Source organism: Janthinobacterium sp. RA13 (assembly GCF_000745325.1).
GTDB lineage: Bacteria > Pseudomonadota > Gammaproteobacteria > Burkholderiales > Burkholderiaceae_D > Janthinobacterium > Janthinobacterium rivuli.
Window position 1 is genome coordinate 3689642 of record NZ_JQNP01000001.1, and the last position, 18658, is coordinate 3708299.

The window sequence follows — 18658 nt, forward strand, 5'->3', positions numbered from 1 at the left end:
GTCAGCCTCCTTGCGTAATGGCAGGATCGTCAAAGAAATAATCGCGCCAGCTGTCGGGCAGGTTGCGGATGGCGCTCACGCGGTGCAGGAATTGCGCCAGGCCATAGGTATTTTGCGGCGCGATCTTGAATTGCACTTGCGGGTTGGCAAAGATTTTCAGCAGCAGATTGCGGTCCACCTTGCTCTTGTTGACCTTGATATAGATGTCAGCCGCGCCTTGCGGGTTGCTGCTCGCATACTGCGCCGCTTCCGCCAGGGCGGCGATGAAGGCGCGGTACGTCTTGGGATTGTCCTTGCGGTATTTTTCCGTCGCATACAGCAAGGTCGACGAGCTGGGCCCGCCTTGCACGTCATACGAGTTCAGGATGACGTGGGCATTCGGGTTTTGCGCCAGTTCCTGTTCCTGGAACGGCGAATTGCCAAAGTGACCGCTGAGCTCCGTGCCGCCGGCGATGATGGCGGCGGCCGCGTCCGGATGCGGCAGGGTTTGCGTGATTTTATCGAGGCGGGCAAATTCCTTGTCGCCCCACTGTTTCGCCACGGCCATTTGCAATATCCTTGCCTGGACGGAGACGGAGACGGCAGGCAGGGCGATGCGGTCCTTGTCCGTCAAGTCCGCCAGGGTTTTCACCTTGGGATTATTGCTGACCAAATAGTAGGGGAAGTTGCCCAGCGACGCCACGCCGCGCACATTCTGCCGGCCTTTGGTGCGGTCCCAGATGGTCAGCAGCGGCCCCAGCCCGGCGCCTGCGATATCGATATTGCCCGACAACAAAGCGTCATTGATGGCCGGCCCGCCGGACAGGGTAATCCACTCGACTTTCACATCGACGCCCTGCTGCTTGCCATGCTTTTCAATCAGCTTTTGTTCCTGTGCAATATTGAGTAGCAAGAAGGTGATGCCATGCTGGCCCGCGATGCGGATCTGCCCCTCGGCCCGGGCCATGGGCATGGCCATGCACAGCACGGCGATGGTGGCGAGCAGGCGGCGGGAAAAGCTAAAGATCGGCAACATGGACACTCCTTGGGTCAACTACGTTCAAAAAAATCAGTAGGGCGCATCGCCTTCAATCGTGGTGCGATACAGCTTGCGGCGCTGCTCGGGCGGGCAACCCGTCGCCAAATGCATCAGGGAACGGTTATCCCAGAACACCAGGTCATGCGGCTGCCAGCGGTGCACATACAGGTGCTCGGGGCGCACGCTGTGGGCAAACAGTTCGTCGAGCAGGGCGCGGCTTTCGTCGGCGGGCAAGCCGACGATGCGCGTCGTGAAATGTTCGCTGACGAACAGGGCGCGGCGTCCCGTTTCCGGATGCGCGCGCACGACGGGATGGGTGACGGGTTGGACTTCATCGATCTGCGCCTGCGTCAGGGCAGGACGCCATGGGTTGCGGCGGCGCAATTCCTCATACTGGCTCAGGTAGCTGTGCTCGGCACGGGCGCCACGTACGGCATGGCGCAGCGCGGCAGGCAAGCTGTCCCACGCCAGGTGCATATTCGCAAACACGGTATCGCCGCCGTCCTGCGGCAACTCTTGCGCATGCAGCATGGAACCGAGGCTGGGCACTTCCTTGTACGACAAATCCGAATGCCAGAAATGACCCGCGTCGCCCAGGCCGATGGGCTGGCCGTTTTCAACGATGTTCGAGATGATCAGTACTTCCGGCTGCGTTGGCAGCTGGAACTGGCGCAGCACGTGGATTTGCAGCGGACCGAAGCGGCGGCTGAAATCGACCTGCTGCCGCGGCGTGATGCGCTGGTCGCGGAACACCAGCACGTGATGGTCGAGGTGGGCGTGGTGCAGGCGCTGGAAGTCGTCCAGCGACAGCGGCTGCGCCAGGTCCAGCCCCAGCACTTGCGCGCCCAGGGGCGCATCGAACGTCTCGATACGGAAATGGCTGGTGGAGTACTTGGGTTTCAGGACGGCCGACATGGGAACTCGCCAAAAGTCTGGGGAAGTCCACTGTATGCCTGCTCGCCCATCCTGCAAACGAAGCATTTACTATATGGATATGCGCGGCACGTTGTGCCACGCTGCAACAGGCACTGTGACGCAATGGCGCAGCTGCGCCAGCTTTGCCGGGGAATCGCGCTAGCACGCAACTTGCTTATCTACCAGGCTTCAATCGTTGATCAGGAAAGCCATGCCCACCTACGCCCTGCTGCTCGCCTTGCTGTTCCCTGCTTTCGTCCACGCCCAGGATAGCGAGGGTGAAAGCGATCTCAGCTACAAAGCCTATGTGCACAGCGACAAGCGCATCAAGTGTTTGTACGGCTATGCGGCCGACAAGACGGGCGACCATGCGGCCGCCGTCGCCATCTTTGAAGATTGCATCCGGCGCTGGAACGATGTGTATTCGATGATTTGGCTGGCCCAGCTGTATGAAACGGGCATCGGCGTACCTAAGGACATGGAGCAGGCGACGGCGCTGATGCGGCGCGGCGCGCATACGAACGATGACGCGGCCTATGCGCGGCTGGCGCGCTACCACTATGGCGTGGCGCTGGCCGAAGGCCGGGGCACGCCGCAGGACATTCCCCAGGCCAGAACCTGGCTGCGCCAGGCGGCGCAGGAGGGCGTGCGGGAGGCGGCCGATTACCTGGGCCGCCTGGACAATGCGGCGCCGTAAGCACGGCGCCAGCATCGATTACGCGATTGCTTCGTAGCGGGCCAGGCGGGTCGCCATGCGCGGCGCCAGCTCGTGGCCAGCCGTGACGGTCACTTCCAGGTCATTCAGCAAGCCATCCTTCAAACCATAGACCCAGCCGTGAACGCTGAGTTCCTGGCCCCGTTCCCACGCATCTTGCACGACGGTGGTCTGGCACACGTTCAAGACTTGTTCGACGACGTTCAGTTCGCACAAGCGGTCGCCGCGCTGGCGGCTGGTCAGCACGTCGCCCAGGTAGCGCTCGTGCTTCTGGCCCACGTCCTGCACGTGGCGCAGCCAGTTGTCGACCAGGCCGATGCGCGTGCCCGTCATGGCCGCGTGCACGCCCTTGCAGCCGTAATGGCCGACGATGATGACGTGTTTGACTTTCAGCACGTCCACGGCAAATTGCAGGACGGACAGGCAATTGAGGTCGGAATGCACGACCACATTGGCAATATTTCGGTGCACAAACACGTCGCCAGGCGCCATGCCCAGCAATTCATTCGCTGGCACGCGGCTGTCGGAGCAGCCGATCCACAGGTATTCGGGCGACGTTTGCGCTTCCAGGTTCTTGAAGAAGTTCGGGTCTTTCGCCACCATCGAGTCGGCCCAGCGGCGGTTACGCTGCAGCAGTTCCGCCAGGGCCGGGCCATTTTTCTGTTCGGTCATATCGCTCCCATTGTGTACGTACGACTGCATTGGCGGCAGATCGCGCCCATAGGCCGGCGATGCGCGCACATTGTTCAGTCGTGATGAAAAAAACGCCGGGATGTTGAAGCATCCCGGCGCATGGTATTACGTGTGCTTATTCAAAAAAATCCTTGACCTTGTCTTTCCAGGTCTTGCTTTGCGGACTGTGCTTGGCACCGCCCTCGGTGGTCGACTTTTCAAAGTCGCGCAGCAGGTCTTTCTGTTTTTCCGTCAGTTTCACGGGCGTTTCGATAGCCACGTGGCAGAACAGATCGCCCGCGTAACCGGAGCGCACGCCCTTGATGCCCTTGCCTTTCAGGCGGAAGGTTTTACCCGACTGGGTGCCTTCCGGGATCGTGAACGACACTTTGCCGTTCAGGGTAGGCACTTCGATTTCGCCGCCCAAAGCCGCCTTGGTGAACGAGATCGGCATTTCGCAATGCAGGTCGTCGCCTTCGCGCTGGAATACGGCGTGCGGCTTGATGTGGATTTCCACATACAGGTCGCCCGACGGACCGCCATTCGTGCCCGGTTCGCCGTTGCCGGACGAACGGATACGCATGCCGTTGTCGATACCGACTGGAATTTTCACTTCCAGGGTCTTGTTGCGCTTGATGCGACCGGCGCCGCCGCATGGCGTGCACGGGTCAGTGATGACCTTGCCGCTGCCATGGCATTTCGGGCAGGTTTGCTGGATGCTGAAGAAACCTTGCTGCATGCGCACCTGGCCGTGGCCACCGCAGGTACCGCAGGTGGTGGGCGACGTGCCCGGCTTGGCGCCGCTGCCGTGGCAAGTGTCGCACTTGTCCCAGCTCGGCACGCGGATGGTCGTGTCGAAGCCGTGCGCAGCTTGCTCCAGTGTAATTTCCAGGTTGTAGCGCAAGTCGGCGCCACGGTACACCTGTGGCCCCGCATTGCGGCTGCGTCCACCGCCACCGCCAAAGATGTCGCCGAAGATATCGCCGAAGCTGTCGGCAAAGCCGCCAGCACCGCCGCCGAAGCCGCCACCGCCGCCCATGTTCGGGTCCACGCCAGCGTGACCATAACGGTCATACGCGTCGCGCTTTTCCGGATTGGTCAGCATCTCGTAGGCTTCTTTGACTTCCTTAAACTTTTCTTCCGATTCTTTGCTATCCGGATTGCGGTCCGGATGGTATTTCATCGCCAGTTTACGGTAAGACTTTTTGATCTCTTCTTCCGAAGCATTTTTTGCGACACCGAGTGTCTCGTAAAAATCACGCTTTGCCATGTTGTCGGCACCTTGCAGTCTATCTACTGATGTAAAAATTACACGAAAAAGCCGAGTCGAGTGCTGCGCTAGGCGCAGCGACTCGGCTCGGCCGGTCTTCGCGGCTAATCCCGCGATGTAGCGTTCAGCCCGGCTGCCCCCAGTTCATGGGAGCGCAAGACATTACTTGCTGTCTTTGACTTCTTTGAAGTCAGCGTCAACAACGTCGTCTTGCTTGGCGCCTGCGTCCGATGCGCCAGCGGCTTGCTGTGCACCTTCCGCGCCGCCGGCAGCTTGCTGCGCTTGCATGTCGGCATACATTTTTTCGCCCAATTTCTGCGATGCGCTCGACAGTGCTTCCACCTTGGCGTCGATCTCAGCCTTGTCGCCCGCCTTGATGCTCGCTTCCAGGTCGGTGATCGCCGCTTCGATCTTCTCTTTCTCGCCCGCGTCCAGCTTGTCGCCGTATTCGGTCAAGGATTTCCGGGTCGAGTGTACCAGAGCATCGGCCTGGTTGCGCGACTCGGCCAATTCTTTGACCTTCTTGTCTTCTTCCGCGTTCAGCTCGGCATCCTTGACCATCTTCTGGATTTCAGCCTCGGTCAAGCCGGAATTGGCCTTGATCGTGATCTTGTTTTCCTTGCCGGTGGCCTTGTCTTTCGCGCCCACATGCAAGATGCCGTTGGCGTCGATGTCGAAGGTCACTTCGATCTGTGGCGTGCCGCGCGATGCTGGCGGGATGCCTTCCAGATTGAATTCGCCCAGGCCCTTGTTGCCGGCGGCGATTTCGCGCTCACCCTGGAAGACCTTGATGGTCACCGCAGGCTGGTTGTCGTCGGCCGTCGAGAACACTTGGCTGAACTTGGTCGGAATCGTCGTGTTTTTGTGGATCATCTTGGTCATCACGCCGCCCAGGGTTTCGATACCCAGGGACAGAGGAGTAACGTCCAGCAACAGCAAGTCCTTGCGTTCGCCCGACAGGACCGAACCTTGAATCGCTGCGCCCACGGCGACGGCTTCGTCCGGGTTCACGTCCTTGCGTGGATCCTTGCCGAAGAATTCCTTCACTTTTTCCTGCACCTTCGGCATACGCGTCATACCGCCGACCAGGATGATGTCATCGATGTCCGACACTTTCACGCCTGCATCTTTGATAGCGATGCGGCATGGTTCCATCGTGGCCGTGATCAGCTCTTCCACCAGGGATTCCAGCTTGGCGCGGGTCATCTTCAGGTTCAAGTGGACCGGTGCGCCGTTCGCCATGGCGATGTACGGCTCGTTGATCTCTGTTTGTTGCGACGACGACAATTCGATCTTCGCGCGCTCGGCCGAAGCCTTGATGCGCTGCAGGGCGATCGGATCTTTTTTCAGATCGATGCCGTTGATCTTCTTGAACTCGTCGATGATGTAATCGATGACGCGCTGGTCGAAGTCTTCGCCGCCCAGGAAGGTGTCGCCGTTGGTCGACAGCACTTCAAATTGTTTCTCGCCATCAACATCCGCGATTTCGATGATCGACACGTCGAACGTACCGCCACCCAAGTCATACACGGCGATTTTACGGTCGCCTTTTTCGGTCTTGTCCAGACCGAACGCCAGCGCTGCCGCGGTTGGCTCGTTGATGATGCGCTTGACGTCCAGGCCAGCGATACGGCCGGCATCCTTGGTAGCTTGGCGCTGCGAGTCGTTGAAGTACGCAGGCACGGTGATGACGGCTTCGGTGACTTCTTCACCGAGGTAGTCTTCTGCCGTTTTCTTCATCTTGCGCAGGACTTCAGCCGAAATTTGCGGCGGCGCCAGTTTTTTGTCGCGTACGCCGATCCATGCATCGCCGTTGTCGGCTTTCATGATCTGGTACGGCATCAGAGCGATGTCTTTTTGGACTTCTTTTTCGTCGAACTTGCGACCGATCAGACGCTTGACTGCATACAGCGTGTTTTTCGGATTGGTCACGGCCTGGCGTTTCGCTGGCGCGCCGACGAGAATTTCGCCATCTTCTTGATAAGCAATAATCGACGGCGTCGTGCGTGCGCCTTCAGCGTTTTCGATTACCTTTGGTTGACCGTTTTCCATGATGGAAACGCAGGAATTCGTGGTTCCCAGATCGATACCGATAATTCTACCCATGATTTATTTCCTTTTATTTGCTAGATTTCAGATGGTTCTTATATGTGGCAAAGCGGCATGGTTTCAAGGCTTGCTTGATGCCGCACTCTGATTATTTTGCTTGCGCGGTCGTTACAATGGCTGGACGCAGCAAGCGGTCCGCAATCATATAGCCCTTTTGCAGGACTGACACGATGGTATTGGCTTCCTGCTCCGCCGGCACCACGGCAACGGCCTGGTGTTTCATCGGATCGAGCTTCTCGCCCTGCACTGGCAATACTTCCACTAGGCGGTTGCGCTCGAACGCGGCGTTCAGTTGCTTCAAGGTCATCTCGACGCCTTCTTTCAGCGATTCGATGGTCGGTGCTTCCACCGTCAGCGCCGTTTCCAGGCTGTCTTTGACGGGCACCATGGCTTCGGCAAAGCTCTCGACTGCGAATTTGTGCGCTTTAGCAACATCTTCCTGTGCGCGGCGGCGGATATTTTCGCCATCAGCCTTGGCGCGCATGAAGGCATCGTGCATCTCTGCAAGACGCGCTTCGGTACTCGCCAGCTGCTCTTCCAAAGTAGGCTCTGCGGGAGTCGATGGGGCAGTCGCCGCGGCGTCCGCTTGCGGATTAGGTACAGCTTGGTTTTCCTGATCTTGCATCTGAAAAGCTCCTACAATCAATGACTTAAATGAGTTAGTCTAACTATCTTTACAACACTAACGGGCAGATGGGGCTATATCCTATTGTTTCAAGGGGTATGCATGGCAAAACCAGAATTACATCGATCCATGTTACAGCGTATTACAAAACGCTATCCATTTTGGCCAGCGATCCGTGCGCGCATCCCTTGATTTTCCTGGCTTCCCACGGCAAAGCGGGCATTTTACCAGCCCCGCCACGACCATCGCCACTGGCGGTGTTGCTATTTGGAAAACCTCTTGGCCGCGCCAGATGCGACAAAGCCGCGCAAGCGCGGCTTTTTGTTGTCAAAAGTCATTACGTTTAATGCGTCGCGCCCAAGGCCAGGGCCGCCGCGCGCGCCTGTTCGCCCGCTTTCTTGTCCGCCTCGCGCTGCGCCGCCGTCTTCATCGTCGGCCAGCCAATCATGTGCTGTTCCGCAATTTCCGCCAGGCCCGCGATCCAGGCTGGTGTTTCGTTCAAACAAGCGATGTAGTGAAACTGCTGGCCGCCGGCCGTCTCGAAATCATGCTTGGCTTCCATGGCGATCTCTTCCAGCGTTTCCAGGCAATCGCTGGTAAAGCCGGGACACAGCAGGTCGACGCGCTTGACGCCCTGCTGCGCCAGCGCCACCAGGGTGGGCGCCGTGTACGGCTGCAGCCATTCGGCCTTGCCAAAGCGCGACTGGAAGGTCACCACATATTGCTCTTTAGTTAATTTCAACTTTTCCGCCAGCAAGCGCGCCGTTTTCAGGCATTGGCAGTGGTAGGGGTCACCGAGCAGCAAGGTGCGCTTGGGCACGCCATGAAAGCTCATCACCAGTTTTTCCGGACGGCCATGCGCTTCCCAATGGTTCAGCACGGAATCGCGCAAGGCGTCGATATACGTGTCGTGCTCGTGGTATTGCTTAATAAAACGCAATTCCGGCACGTTGCGCACGGTGGCGTAATGGGCAAACACGGCGTCGTAGATGGAACCGGTCGTCGTGCCCGAATATTGCGGATAGGCGGGCAGGATGGCGATGCGCTCGCAGCCTTCGCTTTTCAGCTTGGCCAGCACGTCGGGCAAGGAAGGCGAACCGTAGCGCATGGCCATGGCCACCGTGACGCCGTCGTGGCCACGCTCGGCCAGGGCGCCGGCCAGCAGCTTGGCCTGCTTTTGCGTATGCACTTTCAGCGGCGAGCCTTCGCGCGTCCAGATCGACGCGTATTTCTTGGCCGACTGGCCGGAGCGGAACGGCAAGATGATCAGGTTCAAAATGAACCACCAGACGAGGCGGGGAATTTCCACCACGCGCGGATCCGACAAAAATTGTTTCAGGTAACGCCGCACGGCCGACGACGTCGGCGCATCGGGCGTGCCCAGGTTGACCAGCACCACGGCGCTGCGGTCGATGCTGCCATGCGTGTACGGAGGTTCTGTTTGAAATGACATGAAGGCTCTTCGAAGGCGTTGGATGGATTAGCCAGTTATTATAGTTGCATTGAGTTAATAGCGAAGTGCTGGGGTCAGACCCTCAATGCCGCTAACGTCAAGCTCAGCGCTAACGCATCCGGGGGTCTGACCCCGGATTTAAGCCTGCGTTTAAATTGCCAGCAGTTCACGCGCATGCTTGCGCGTGGTGGCCGTGATTTCCAGGCCGCCCAGCATGCGCGCCACTTCTTCCACCCTGGCCTTGGCGTCGAGCATGTCGATGCGCGAGGCCGTCTTGCCATTGTCCAGGGTGCTTTTTGCCACCTGGAAATGCTGATTCGCCTGGCTGGCCACTTGCGGCAAGTGGGTCACGCACAGCACTTGCCGTCCCTGCCCCAGGCGTTTCAGCAAGCGCCCGACGACTTCGGCGACGGCGCCGCCGATGCCACTGTCGACCTCGTCGAAGATCAGGGTCGGCGTGGTGGTGGCATGCGAGGTGATGACGGAAATGGCCAGCGCGATGCGCGCCAGTTCGCCGCCGGAAGCCACTTTCGCCAGGGACCGGGGCGCCGTGCCCGCGTGGCCGGCAACGAGGAATTCCACCTGTTCCAGGCCGTGGGCGGCCGGTTCGCACGGGTGCAGGGCGATTTCAAAACTGCCGCCCGTCATGCTCAGTTCCTGCATCGCGCGCGTGACGGCTTGCCCCAGCTCCAGGGCGGCGGCACGGCGCGTGTCTGATAACCGTTCGGCCACGGCGCGGTATTCGGCCTCGATTTTCGCTTCCTGGCGCAGCAAGCCTTCGATGTCGGAAGCGTCGGCCAGGTGCTGCAGCTTTTCCGACAGCTTCGCGTGTTCTTCGGGCAATTCTTCGGGCGTGACGCGGAATTTGCGGGCCGTGCTGTGCATGGCTTCCATGCGTGCGTCGAGCTGGTGCAGGCGTTCCGGGTCCAGTTCCACCCGGTCCAGGTAATTGTTCAGCGCGTACACGGATTCCTGCAGCTGGATGCGCGACGATTCGATCAGGTCGACAATCGGCTGCAATTCCGCATCGACGGAGACCAGCTTGCCCAGCTTCTGGTTCAGGGCCGACAGTTGCGACACGATCGGATGGTCTTCCTGCTCGGAAATGATCGCCAGCGCTTCCTGCGCCCCTTCCAGCAGGCTGGCCGCGTGCGACAGGCGGCTGTGCTCGTTCGTGATGTCCGTCCACTCGCCGGGCTTGGCGGCCAGTTTTTCCAGTTCACCCACTTGCCATTCCAGGCGCTCACGTTCGTACAGCACGTTGGCGGCATTCGTTTCGAATTCTTCGCGCTGGCGCACGAGGGCGCGCCAGCGCTTGTGCAGGGCCGCCACTTGCCGCGCATCCTGTTCCGCGCCCGCTTCGCGCGCCGTCGCCTGGCCATCGAGCAAGGCGCGCTGCGCTTCGCTTTTCAGCAGGGACTGGTGTGCGTGCTGGCCGTGGATGTCGACCAGCATGTCGCCCAGTTCGCGCAGTTGCGCGGCCGTGGCGGGGATGCCGTTGATATACGCTTTCGAGCGGCCCGCATTGTCGATCACGCGGCGCAGCAGGGCGCCGCCATCGTCGTTGGCGAATTCATTGGCCACCAGCCACGCTTGCGCCACATCACTGACGGAAAAATCGGCCGTGATGTCGGCCTTGGCCGCGCCTTCGCGCACCACGCTGGCGTCGCCGCGCCCGCCCAGCGCCAGGGTCAGCGCATCGATGAGGATGGACTTGCCGGCGCCCGTCTCGCCCGTCAGCACGCTGAAGCCGGCGGAAAATTCCAGTTCAATGGTATCGACAATGACAAAATCGCGAATGGACAGTGTATGGAGCATGGCTTCAGTGGTTGGGCGGCGCACCGCGGGTTGAAGTGGAGAAAAATGTTAGCTGAGCTTGCCCTCGCCCGACGGGTACTCATTCCAGTGCAACTTTTCACGCAGGGTGTTGTAGTAGCTCCACCCTTCCGGATGCAGGAAGGTAATCGTGTGCGGCGAACGGCGGATGAGGATGCGGTCTTGCTGCACCAGGCTGGCAAAGGTCTGCATGTCGAAATTGACGCTGATATCGCGCCCGCGCACGATTTCCACGACGATCTGGCTGGAATCTGGCAGGACGATGGGCCGGTTCGACAGCGCATGCGGGGCGATCGGCACGAGCACGATGCCGCCCAGGGTCGGGTGCAGCAGCGGGCCGCCGGCCGACAGCGAATACGCGGTCGAGCCCGTCGGCGTGGAAATGATCAAGCCATCGGAACGCTGGTTGTACATGAAGTGGCCATCGACCTCGACGCGCAATTCGGCCATGCCGGCGCCAGCGCCGCGCGAGACGACGACATCGTTGACGGCCATGCCCACGTGAATCGATACACCGTCGCGCAGCACGCTGCCTTCAAGCAAGGTGCGGCGTTCGGCCTTGAAGCGGCCGCCGAGAATTTGCGCCAGCACGGGCAGCATGCGCTCGAGCGGGATATCCGTCATGAAACCCAATCGTCCTTGATTGATACCGATCAAGGGGACGTCGAATGGCGCCAGCTGGCGCGCAATGCCCAGCATGGTGCCGTCGCCGCCCATGACGATGGCGCAATCGGCGGCGGCGCCGATCTCGGCCGGCGACATGGCGCGCACGCCGGGAAACGCCAGGTTCAGGTGCGCGGCCGTCTCCGCCTCGAAGACCACCGTGTGGCCCAGCACTTGCAGGAAATCGACGATGCTTTTTACGGGCTCGGCAATGCCATCCGTATTCTGGCGCACGACTAGGGCGATGGTCTTGGCGCCCAGGTTGAAGCGCTCGCCCGGGGCTGGCAATGTCGCTGCTGGCTGTTCGGCGCGCTGTTCGGCGTGTGTATCGACGGGCATAAGAGTCTCGGTAATGAATTCGGTGGCAAACCGCCCCAGGCTGTCGCGTCGCACGCCGGCATCGCATGATACTGTATATATGCACAGTATAGTGCGGCTGCCGTGTGCCCGCAAGGGGCGTTCTTGGTGTTGCACGCAGTGTAGCGCAGAAAAAGAATCGTCCATGCGTGCGCCAGCGCTCCCTGCATGGACAAATCCGCTTGCAGATGGCCTGCCGCGGCGTGACACTGGTTTTACTTTACTGTCAGGAGGCCATATGGTTACCCAGCATAGCGAGCGCAAGATCAATACCGATGAAAAGGTCAAGAATGACGGCGTCGACCGCCTGCCGCACGAACGCGATGAATCGCCCGATGCGCAAAACGTGCGCCCGCGCAAGATCATGCAGCAGGCGGCCAGCGACCTGGAACAGGGCCTGGTCGATACGGACCGGCGCGCCCAGCCCGGCGTGGAAAAGGTCAAACCGGCTGCACCGCAGCAAGCGCGTCCCGACCCGCAGCTGGAACCAAAGAAGGCGCGCTGACTCCAACTGTCACGCACTGCTGCTCTGGAGTACGCCATGCACCGTTACGTCTGTTCATTCCTGCTGGCCGCTGCCTGTGGCGCATCTGTCGCCCACGCCCAGGCACCCGCCATGCCCGTGGGCTTTGGCTCGCAGCCCGCCCTGCCCGCGCCGGACAAGCAACTGATTCCCACCGTCAACGTGGCGCCCGTGCAGCGCTGGACGGCAGATCAACGCCCCGTGGCCGCGGCCGGCCTGGCCATCCACGCGTATGCGCGCGACCTCGACCATCCGCGCTGGCTGTACGTGCTGCCGAATGGCGACGTGCTGGTGGCGGAAACGAATGCGCCGCCGAAGCCGGACGATAACAAAGGCATCAAGGGCGCCATCATGCAGATGCAGATGAAAAAAGCGGGCGCCGCCACGCCCAGCGCCAACCGCATCACCCTGCTGCGCGGCATCGATGCGAACGGCGTGGCGCAGACGCGCAGCGTCTTCCTGCAAGGACTGAATTCGCCATTTGGCATGGCCCTGGTGGGTAACGATCTGTACATCGCGAATGCCGATGCGCTGCTGCGTTTCCCATACAAAACTGGACAGACGGCCATCACGGCGCCGGGCGCCAAGGTGATCGATTTGCCGGGCGGGCCCATCAATCACCACTGGACCAAGAACGTCGTCGCGAGCGCCGACGGCAAGTTTTTATATGTCTCCGTCGGTTCCAACAGCAATGTGGGCGAGAACGGCATGGCGGCCGAAGATGGCCGCGCCGCCATCTGGCAAGTCACGCGCGCGACGGGCAAGGCACGCGTGTATGCAACGGGTTTGCGCAACCCTGTCGGCCTGGCCTGGCAACCCAAGACGGGCGCCCTCTGGACGGCCGTCAATGAACGCGACGAGCTGGGCAACGACCTGGTGCCCGACTACATGACGTCCGTCAAGGACGGCGCCTTCTATGGCTGGCCCTACAGTTATTTCGGCCAGCACGTCGATGCGCGGGTCCAGCCGCCGCGCCCCGAACTGGTGGCCACCGCCATCGCGCCCGACTACGCGCTCGGTGCGCACACGGCCTCGCTGGGCCTGGCGTTTTATGACGGCGTCTTGCTGCCCGAACGCTATCGGGGCGGCGCCTTCGTCGGCCAGCACGGTTCATGGAACCGCAAGCCCTTCAGCGGCTATAAAGTCATTTATGTACCCTTCGCCAATGGCGTGCCCAGCGGGCCGCCACACGACGTCGTCAGCGGCTTCCTGGACGGGAACGGCAAGGCGCAAGGGCGCCCCGTCGGCGTGGCCGTCGACAAGGCGGGCGCGCTGCTGGTGGCGGACGACGTGGGCAATGTCATCTGGCGTGTGACGCCGGCGCCGTGAGTGACGAAGCCCTGCACGTGCTCCCCCGGCATGCGCCCCCTGTGTGACGCAACGAACGGAAGGGCAAAGGAGGCTCGCGCATGATGGATGCTCGAACCACGCAAGGAGTACATCATGAAAAAAACAGGATCAGCCGTCTGGAGTGGCGGCCTTAAAGATGGCAAAGGGTTTATTTCCACCCAAAGCGGTGCGCTCGACAATGTAGCCTATGGTTTTAATACGCGCTTCGAAGACGGTCCCGGCAGCAATCCGGAAGAACTGATCGGCGCGGCCCATGCGGCCTGCTTCACCATGGCCCTGTCCGGCCAGCTGGGAGAGGCGGGCCTGCGCGCCACGGCCCTGAAAACAACGGCCGACGTCAGCCTGGAAAAAATCGATGGCAGCTATGCCATCACGGCCGTGCACCTGACCCTGGTGGCCACCATTCCCGGCGCCACCGACGAAGCGTTCCAGGACGCGGCCCTGCGCGCCAAGCTCGGTTGCCCAGTATCGAAGTTGCTGGCGACGGAAATCACCCTGGACGCCCATCTGGAGTAACGCCGGCATGCCGTCCGCTGCTGTTCCATCACCGGGCGGCAGGGGCGGTCTCGGCAAGAAAGCCGTAAAACGCATAAAATCCTGCCATTCCCCTATCATCATCAAGGATTTACGATGCGTATTTTGCACACCATGTTACGGGTCGGCGACCTGCAGCGCTCCATCGATTTTTACACCAAGGTCCTGGGCATGACGCTGCTGCGCACCAGTGACAATCCGGAATACCAGTACACGCTGGCCTTCGTCGGCTATGGTTCGAACCCCGACCACGCGGAACTGGAACTGACGTATAACTATGGCACCACCAGCTACGAGTTGGGCACGGCGTACGGCCACATCGCCATCTCGGCCGACGACATCGTCGCCGCCTGCGACGCGGCACGCGCGAATGGCGGCAACGTCACGCGCGAACCGGGTCCCGTCAAAGGCGGCAACACGGTCATCGCCTTCATCACCGATCCGGATGGCTACAAGATCGAATTGATCGAACGCAAGTTCGACGGCCAGGGCGGCGGCTTGTAATACCTCAGCCTGGCTCGACGGCCTGGGCAATGGCCGCGCGCAGCCAGGCAATGCCCGCATCGCCATCCGTACGGCGGTGCCGTATCGTTTCAAACGCAAACGGCGCGATGGCAAACGGCGCAGCATACAGCGCCAGCCCTTGCGCCACGCTTCCCTGCAAGGCCCGCTGCGCCACCGTCAGGATCAAGTCCGTCCCCCGCACGACATCCGGTGCGACCGTCCAGTACGGCACACGCACGGCGATGCGGCGCGCCTTGCCCAGCTGGGCCAGGGCCGCGTCGACTTCGGCCGCCATGCCGCCTTCGCTGGACGCCACCAGCACGTGCGGGCGCGCCAGATAGGTTTCCAGGCTCAGCATTTCACCGTCCGCCAGGCTAGCCGGATCCAGCGCGCACACGAACGTTTCCTCGAATAAAGTTCCACGGTGTAACTGCTCGGGCAATTGCGGGAACACGCCCAGCGCCAGATCGATCTCGCCATCCTGCACGCCAGCGATTACGGCCGGTCGGCTGGCATAGCTGATGGCCAGGTCGATACCGGGCGCTTCCACGCGCAGACGCCGCAGCAAAGCGGGCAAGATCAAGGCCGCGCCGTAATCCGACATGGCCAGGCGAAACACGCGCTGCGCCTTGGCCGCCTCGAAGACGGCGCCACCGAGCACGGAGCGCACGCTTTGCAAGGCTTCGGCCAGCGGCCGCGCCAATTCCAGGGCGCGCGCCGTTGGCTGGAAGCCGCCCTTGCCGCGCAGCAGCAGCGGGTCGCCGAGCAAGTGGCGCAAGCGGGCCAGCGCATGGCTGACGGCAGGCTGGCTCATGTGCAAGCGCTCGGCCGCGCGCGACAAATGGCGCTCGCTGAGCAGCGCGTCCAGGATCACCAGCAAGTTCAAATCGACGGCGCGCAGATTATTCATTTGGTGCATGATTGACTGACAAAGTACGAATTGGATTTAATCATGACAGCATAATACGATGGTCCCATCAACTCAACTGTGGGAGTGTCACCATGCATGGATGGATTACCGTATTTGCCCCGCTGGCCATGCTGGCCGGCGCCGTCGTCCCCTTCCAGGCGGGCGCGAATGCCGCACTGGGCCGCAACCTGGGCCACCCGTTGTGGGCCACCCTCGCTTCGCTGGCCGTCAGCGCCGTGCTCGCCTCGCTCGTGATGCTCGTCTGGCGGGTACCGGCGCCCGATGTCGCTCTCGCCATGCGGGGACCGGGCTGGTCCTGGCTGGGCGGCGCGGCCGGCGTGTTTTACATTACGGCCGCGCTGATGCTGGCCCCGCGCATGGGGTCCGGCCCCTTCATGGCCGCCGTCATCGGAGGACAGATGCTGGCCGCGCTGGCCATCGACCGCTACGGCTTGCTGGGCTTTGCCGTCAAACATATTTCTCCGCTGCACTGGGCCGGTGCGGGGCTGGTGGTGGCCGGTGTCGTGCTGACCCAATTCGCCAACAGCCGCGCCGTGTAACACCACTTCAAGACGAAAAAAAACCAGCGCCGTTGCCGGGGCTGGTTTTCATTCAGAGCAAGACCGCGCTTACTTGTCGAGCAAGGCGTTGACGGGCATCAAGTCCGTTTCCTTCAGGGTACCGGCCGCCGCCTTCAGGCGCAAGCCGTTCATGATGGTGTCGTAGCGGGCTTTCGACAGGTCTTTTTGCGTGGAGAACAATTGTTTCTGCGCATTCAAGACGTCGATATTGATGCGCACGCCCACTTGATAGCCGAGCTGGTTCGACTCCAGCGCCGACTTGCTCGACACTTCCGCCGCTTCCAGCGCCTTGACTTGCGCCAGGCCGCTGTTGACGCCGAGGAAAGCCTGGCGCGCGCCTTGCGAGGCCGTGCGGCGTGCCGTTTCCAGGTCGTTGCGGGCCTTGTTTTCCAGCGCGATCGATTCACGCACCTTGCTGGTGACGGCAAAGCCGCTGAAGATCGGGATGCTCCACTGCACGCCGATGGCGTTATTGTTGTTGCCGTTGCCATTGCCGCCACCGGAACTGTAGCTATGGCCCGTGTTGGCGATCAGGTCCAGGGTCGGGTAGTGGCCGGCGCGGTTGCGGCCGATGTCGCGCTTGGCCGATTCCACATTGAACTGGGCCGTGACGACGCCGTAGTTCTGCTCTTCGGCGGATGATACCCACGGCTCGACGGCAGCCGGTTCCGGCGCGCTGATGACGACGCCCGTGCGCATCGGCGCCAGCGACGTTGGCGCTTCGCCGATGATGGTTTGCAAGGCGCTGCGCTTGTTGGCCAGGTCATTGATGGCGGCAAATTCCTGCGCCACCACCAAGTCATACGCCGCTTGCGCTTCGTGCGTGTCGGTAATCGTTTGCGTGCCCACTTCGAAGTTGCGCTTGGCCGATGCCAGCTGCTCCGTCGTGGCGACCTTTTGCGCCTGCGTGGCGCCCAGGTTGTCCTGCGCGCTCAGCACGTCGAAATACGCCTGCGCCACGCGGGTGATCAAGTCTTGCTGTACTTGCGCAAATTGCGCTTCCGCAATCGCTTGCGCCAGCTTGCTTTGCTGATAGGTTTCCCAACGGTCCCAACGGAACAGCGGCTGCGCCAGGGTCAGGTTGTAGCTATTCGTGCGCACGTTGACGGATGGCGAAGTGATCTTGTTGCCGCCATTGTTCTGGACGATTTGCTCCTGATTGCCGCGCGTATTGCTGCCCGAGGCGGAGATTTGCGGCAGCAAGCCTGCCAGCCCCTGCGGAACCCGCTCCATCCCGGCCGACAGGGCCGCGCGCGCGCTCGCATACTGCGCGTCATTGGCCAGCGCCTGCTGGTACACCTGGATGAGATCGGCCGCCTGCGCTTGCAGCGAGCATGTCATCGAGACAAAGGCGCTGGTCATCAGCACGGCGATAAGGGGTTTCCGCATTGCATTTCTCCGTTGGAGTCGTCAAAAGTTGATGGAATCAAAAATCTGCTACCGCTTGCCTTGCGCCCGCCGGATCAGCGGGGTACAGGCCTCCGCAGGCATGCGGGAAAACATGCCTGGGTGCATCTACTGCAAATAACTTAGTATGTAGGCATCGCGCTGTCGACTTGCAGCGCCCAGGCATGCACGCCGCCCGTCAAATTACTGATCTTGCCAAAACCATTGCGCTCCAGGAAGGCCGCCACTTGCATGCTGCGCATGCCGTGATGGCAGATGCAGACGATCTCGGCGTCTTCATCGAGGTCATCGATGCGCGCAGGAATCGAATTCATCTGCATCAGCGTGGCCCCGTCGAGGTGGCACAGGTCGAACTCCCACTGTTCCCGCACATCCAGCAACAGCGGACGCGGGCGGGAAGGGTCAGCCAGCCAGGCGGCCAGCTGCGGTGCACTCAAATGCTCCATCGAATCGGTCGCCTCAGAACTGGAAATGCGACGGTGCCACGGCTTGCAGCGGCGTGACATTGGTTTCAAACAGCTTGCGCGTGTCGTAAGCCTTGTCCGAGCTGCGCGTAATCAGGTGCGCCGACATGATCGGCGCTTCGCCGATGATGGCCAGGATGCGGCCGCCGACTTTCACTTGTTGCAACAGTGCTTCCGGCAACACGGCCAGGGCACCGGACACGACGATCACGTCATACGGTGCGCCCTTGCTCCAGCCTTGCGCGCCATCGCCCAGTTCCACGGTGACGTTCGTCACGCCGTTGGCGGCCAGGGTCTGCTCGGCCAGGGTTTTCAATTGGGGAACGATTTCCACGCTCGTCACATGACGCGCCTTGTGCGCCAGCAAAGCGGCCATGTAGCCGCTACCGGTGCCGATTTCCAGCACATTTTCATGCTTTTTGACGGCTACGTCTTGCAAAATGCGCGCTTCCAACTTCGGTGTCAACATGCATTCGCCGCCGCCCAGTGGAATTTCGGTATCGACGAAGGCCAGGTTTTTATAGGCGGCCGGCACGAAATCTTCACGCTTGACCACGTTCAACAGCTCCAATACATCGATATCCAGTACGTCCCATGGACGGATCTGCTGTTCGATCATATTGAAGCGGGCTTGTTCGATATTCATCTTTGGACTCGGTAAGTGAAGTAATAATCCGCCATTTTATCGTTGAACTGGCTGAAAGCACATGTTAACCATAAAGGCGGGGAATGGAGGAAATTTGCGACGATCT

Annotated in this window: 19 protein-coding genes; 6 read left to right on the forward strand and 13 right to left on the reverse strand. The window is 61.0% G+C overall.

Annotation, left to right across the window (positions count from 1 at the left end):
* Position 1 precedes the first annotated feature (1 nt).
* Together FG13_RS16400 and FG13_RS16405 are read right to left on the reverse strand one after the other, a co-directional pair.
* Positions 2-1015 (reverse strand): ABC transporter substrate-binding protein, encoded by a 1014-nt coding sequence (locus tag FG13_RS16400; protein ID WP_035822584.1) that lies wholly within the window; start codon positions 1013-1015, stop codon positions 2-4.
* 33 nt (positions 1016-1048) lie between these two features.
* Complete coding sequence (locus FG13_RS16405; RefSeq protein WP_051959144.1) at positions 1049-1933, reverse strand: TauD/TfdA dioxygenase family protein; 885 nt, start codon at positions 1931-1933, stop codon at positions 1049-1051.
* Between the two features lie 211 nt (positions 1934-2144).
* Here FG13_RS16405 and FG13_RS16410 point away from each other — a divergent pair, with 211 nt between their 5' ends.
* The gene (locus FG13_RS16410) at positions 2145-2630 is read left to right on the forward strand and encodes a tetratricopeptide repeat protein (protein ID WP_081922605.1); all 486 of its coding nucleotides are present in this window, start codon (positions 2145-2147) and stop codon (positions 2628-2630) included.
* 18 nt (positions 2631-2648) lie between these two features.
* On the opposite strand, the gene can is transcribed toward FG13_RS16410, so the two are convergent.
* From can to FG13_RS16445, 7 genes are all read right to left on the reverse strand, one after another.
* Positions 2649-3320 carry a carbonate dehydratase gene (gene can, locus FG13_RS16415; protein ID WP_035822585.1) on the reverse strand — a complete coding sequence of 224 codons (672 nt, stop codon included), beginning with the start codon at positions 3318-3320 and terminating at the stop codon, positions 2649-2651.
* Positions 3321-3456: 136 nt separating this feature from the next.
* On the reverse strand, positions 3457-4590 hold the full coding sequence (dnaJ, locus tag FG13_RS16420; protein ID WP_034745985.1) for a molecular chaperone DnaJ: 1134 nt from the start codon (positions 4588-4590) through the stop codon (positions 3457-3459).
* 162 nt (positions 4591-4752) lie between these two features.
* Positions 4753-6696 carry a molecular chaperone DnaK gene (gene dnaK, locus FG13_RS16425; protein WP_034745982.1) on the reverse strand — a complete coding sequence of 648 codons (1944 nt, stop codon included), beginning with the start codon at positions 6694-6696 and terminating at the stop codon, positions 4753-4755.
* A 91-nt stretch (positions 6697-6787) separates the two neighbouring features.
* Positions 6788-7324, reverse strand: coding sequence for a nucleotide exchange factor GrpE (gene grpE / locus FG13_RS16430; RefSeq protein ID WP_034788734.1), 537 nt, complete (start codon positions 7322-7324; stop codon positions 6788-6790).
* Between the two features lie 343 nt (positions 7325-7667).
* The gene (gene hemH / locus FG13_RS16435; protein WP_035822588.1) at positions 7668-8777 is read right to left on the reverse strand and encodes a ferrochelatase; all 1110 of its coding nucleotides are present in this window, start codon (positions 8775-8777) and stop codon (positions 7668-7670) included.
* Between the two features lie 150 nt (positions 8778-8927).
* Positions 8928-10595: a DNA repair protein RecN gene (gene recN, locus FG13_RS16440; protein ID WP_035822591.1), complete on the reverse strand. Its 1668-nt coding sequence runs from the start codon at positions 10593-10595 to the stop codon at positions 8928-8930.
* A gap of 48 nt (positions 10596-10643) precedes the next feature.
* Positions 10644-11615 carry an NAD kinase gene (locus FG13_RS16445; protein WP_235211748.1) on the reverse strand — a complete coding sequence of 324 codons (972 nt, stop codon included), beginning with the start codon at positions 11613-11615 and terminating at the stop codon, positions 10644-10646.
* A 256-nt stretch (positions 11616-11871) separates the two neighbouring features.
* Here FG13_RS16445 and FG13_RS16450 point away from each other — a divergent pair, with 256 nt between their 5' ends.
* From FG13_RS16450 to gloA, 4 genes are all read left to right on the forward strand, one after another.
* Positions 11872-12138, forward strand: a complete 267-nt coding sequence (locus FG13_RS16450) for a hypothetical protein (protein WP_035822593.1) — start codon at positions 11872-11874, stop codon at positions 12136-12138.
* Positions 12139-12174: 36 nt separating this feature from the next.
* Positions 12175-13485, forward strand: coding sequence for a PQQ-dependent sugar dehydrogenase (locus FG13_RS16455; RefSeq protein WP_035822595.1), 1311 nt, complete (start codon positions 12175-12177; stop codon positions 13483-13485).
* A 114-nt stretch (positions 13486-13599) separates the two neighbouring features.
* Complete coding sequence (locus FG13_RS16460; RefSeq protein ID WP_035828320.1) at positions 13600-14022, forward strand: OsmC family protein; 423 nt, start codon at positions 13600-13602, stop codon at positions 14020-14022.
* A 114-nt stretch (positions 14023-14136) separates the two neighbouring features.
* A complete protein-coding gene (gloA, locus tag FG13_RS16465) occupies positions 14137-14544 on the forward strand; it encodes a lactoylglutathione lyase (RefSeq protein ID WP_071653386.1) in 408 nt (135 codons plus the stop codon).
* 4 nt (positions 14545-14548) lie between these two features.
* Here the strand turns inward: gloA and FG13_RS16470 are convergent, their stop codons facing one another.
* On the reverse strand, positions 14549-15454 hold the full coding sequence (locus tag FG13_RS16470) for a LysR substrate-binding domain-containing protein (RefSeq protein WP_035822597.1): 906 nt from the start codon (positions 15452-15454) through the stop codon (positions 14549-14551).
* Positions 15455-15546: 92 nt separating this feature from the next.
* On the opposite strand from FG13_RS16470, the gene FG13_RS16475 reads away from it, so the two are divergent.
* Positions 15547-16014, forward strand: a complete 468-nt coding sequence (locus FG13_RS16475) for a DMT family transporter (protein ID WP_035822599.1) — start codon at positions 15547-15549, stop codon at positions 16012-16014.
* A gap of 69 nt (positions 16015-16083) precedes the next feature.
* On the opposite strand, the gene FG13_RS16480 is transcribed toward FG13_RS16475, so the two are convergent.
* The 3 genes from FG13_RS16480 to FG13_RS16490 form a co-directional block, all read right to left on the reverse strand.
* The gene (locus FG13_RS16480; RefSeq protein WP_035822601.1) at positions 16084-17424 is read right to left on the reverse strand and encodes a TolC family outer membrane protein; all 1341 of its coding nucleotides are present in this window, start codon (positions 17422-17424) and stop codon (positions 16084-16086) included.
* A 140-nt stretch (positions 17425-17564) separates the two neighbouring features.
* Positions 17565-17888 carry a rhodanese-like domain-containing protein gene (locus FG13_RS16485; protein ID WP_035822603.1) on the reverse strand — a complete coding sequence of 108 codons (324 nt, stop codon included), beginning with the start codon at positions 17886-17888 and terminating at the stop codon, positions 17565-17567.
* A 13-nt stretch (positions 17889-17901) separates the two neighbouring features.
* On the reverse strand, positions 17902-18552 hold the full coding sequence (locus FG13_RS16490) for a protein-L-isoaspartate O-methyltransferase family protein (RefSeq protein ID WP_034788761.1): 651 nt from the start codon (positions 18550-18552) through the stop codon (positions 17902-17904).
* Positions 18553-18658: the final 106 nt, after the last annotated feature.

What these genes read in the sequence shown, in the direction of transcription:
- FG13_RS16400 (WP_035822584.1), bottom strand. Translation starts at nt 1,015, where the DNA reads ATGTTGCCGATCTTTAGCTTTTCCCGCCGCCTGCTCGCCACCATCGCC.
- FG13_RS16405 (WP_051959144.1), bottom strand. Translation starts at nt 1,933, where the DNA reads ATGTCGGCCGTCCTGAAACCCAAGTACTCCACCAGCCATTTCCGTATC.
- FG13_RS16410 (WP_081922605.1), top strand. Translation starts at nt 2,145, where the DNA reads ATGCCCACCTACGCCCTGCTGCTCGCCTTGCTGTTCCCTGCTTTCGTC.
- can (WP_035822585.1), bottom strand. Translation starts at nt 3,320, where the DNA reads ATGACCGAACAGAAAAATGGCCCGGCCCTGGCGGAACTGCTGCAGCGT.
- dnaJ (WP_034745985.1), bottom strand. Translation starts at nt 4,590, where the DNA reads ATGGCAAAGCGTGATTTTTACGAGACACTCGGTGTCGCAAAAAATGCT.
- dnaK (WP_034745982.1), bottom strand. Translation starts at nt 6,696, where the DNA reads ATGGGTAGAATTATCGGTATCGATCTGGGAACCACGAATTCCTGCGTT.
- grpE (WP_034788734.1), bottom strand. Translation starts at nt 7,324, where the DNA reads ATGCAAGATCAGGAAAACCAAGCTGTACCTAATCCGCAAGCGGACGCC.
- hemH (WP_035822588.1), bottom strand. Translation starts at nt 8,777, where the DNA reads ATGTCATTTCAAACAGAACCTCCGTACACGCATGGCAGCATCGACCGC.
- recN (WP_035822591.1), bottom strand. Translation starts at nt 10,595, where the DNA reads ATGCTCCATACACTGTCCATTCGCGATTTTGTCATTGTCGATACCATT.
- FG13_RS16445 (WP_235211748.1), bottom strand. Translation starts at nt 11,615, where the DNA reads ATGCCCGTCGATACACACGCCGAACAGCGCGCCGAACAGCCAGCAGCG.
- FG13_RS16450 (WP_035822593.1), top strand. Translation starts at nt 11,872, where the DNA reads ATGGTTACCCAGCATAGCGAGCGCAAGATCAATACCGATGAAAAGGTC.
- FG13_RS16455 (WP_035822595.1), top strand. Translation starts at nt 12,175, where the DNA reads ATGCACCGTTACGTCTGTTCATTCCTGCTGGCCGCTGCCTGTGGCGCA.
- FG13_RS16460 (WP_035828320.1), top strand. Translation starts at nt 13,600, where the DNA reads ATGAAAAAAACAGGATCAGCCGTCTGGAGTGGCGGCCTTAAAGATGGC.
- gloA (WP_071653386.1), top strand. Translation starts at nt 14,137, where the DNA reads ATGCGTATTTTGCACACCATGTTACGGGTCGGCGACCTGCAGCGCTCC.
- FG13_RS16470 (WP_035822597.1), bottom strand. Translation starts at nt 15,454, where the DNA reads ATGAATAATCTGCGCGCCGTCGATTTGAACTTGCTGGTGATCCTGGAC.
- FG13_RS16475 (WP_035822599.1), top strand. Translation starts at nt 15,547, where the DNA reads ATGCATGGATGGATTACCGTATTTGCCCCGCTGGCCATGCTGGCCGGC.
- FG13_RS16480 (WP_035822601.1), bottom strand. Translation starts at nt 17,424, where the DNA reads ATGCGGAAACCCCTTATCGCCGTGCTGATGACCAGCGCCTTTGTCTCG.
- FG13_RS16485 (WP_035822603.1), bottom strand. Translation starts at nt 17,888, where the DNA reads ATGGAGCATTTGAGTGCACCGCAGCTGGCCGCCTGGCTGGCTGACCCT.
- FG13_RS16490 (WP_034788761.1), bottom strand. Translation starts at nt 18,552, where the DNA reads ATGAATATCGAACAAGCCCGCTTCAATATGATCGAACAGCAGATCCGT.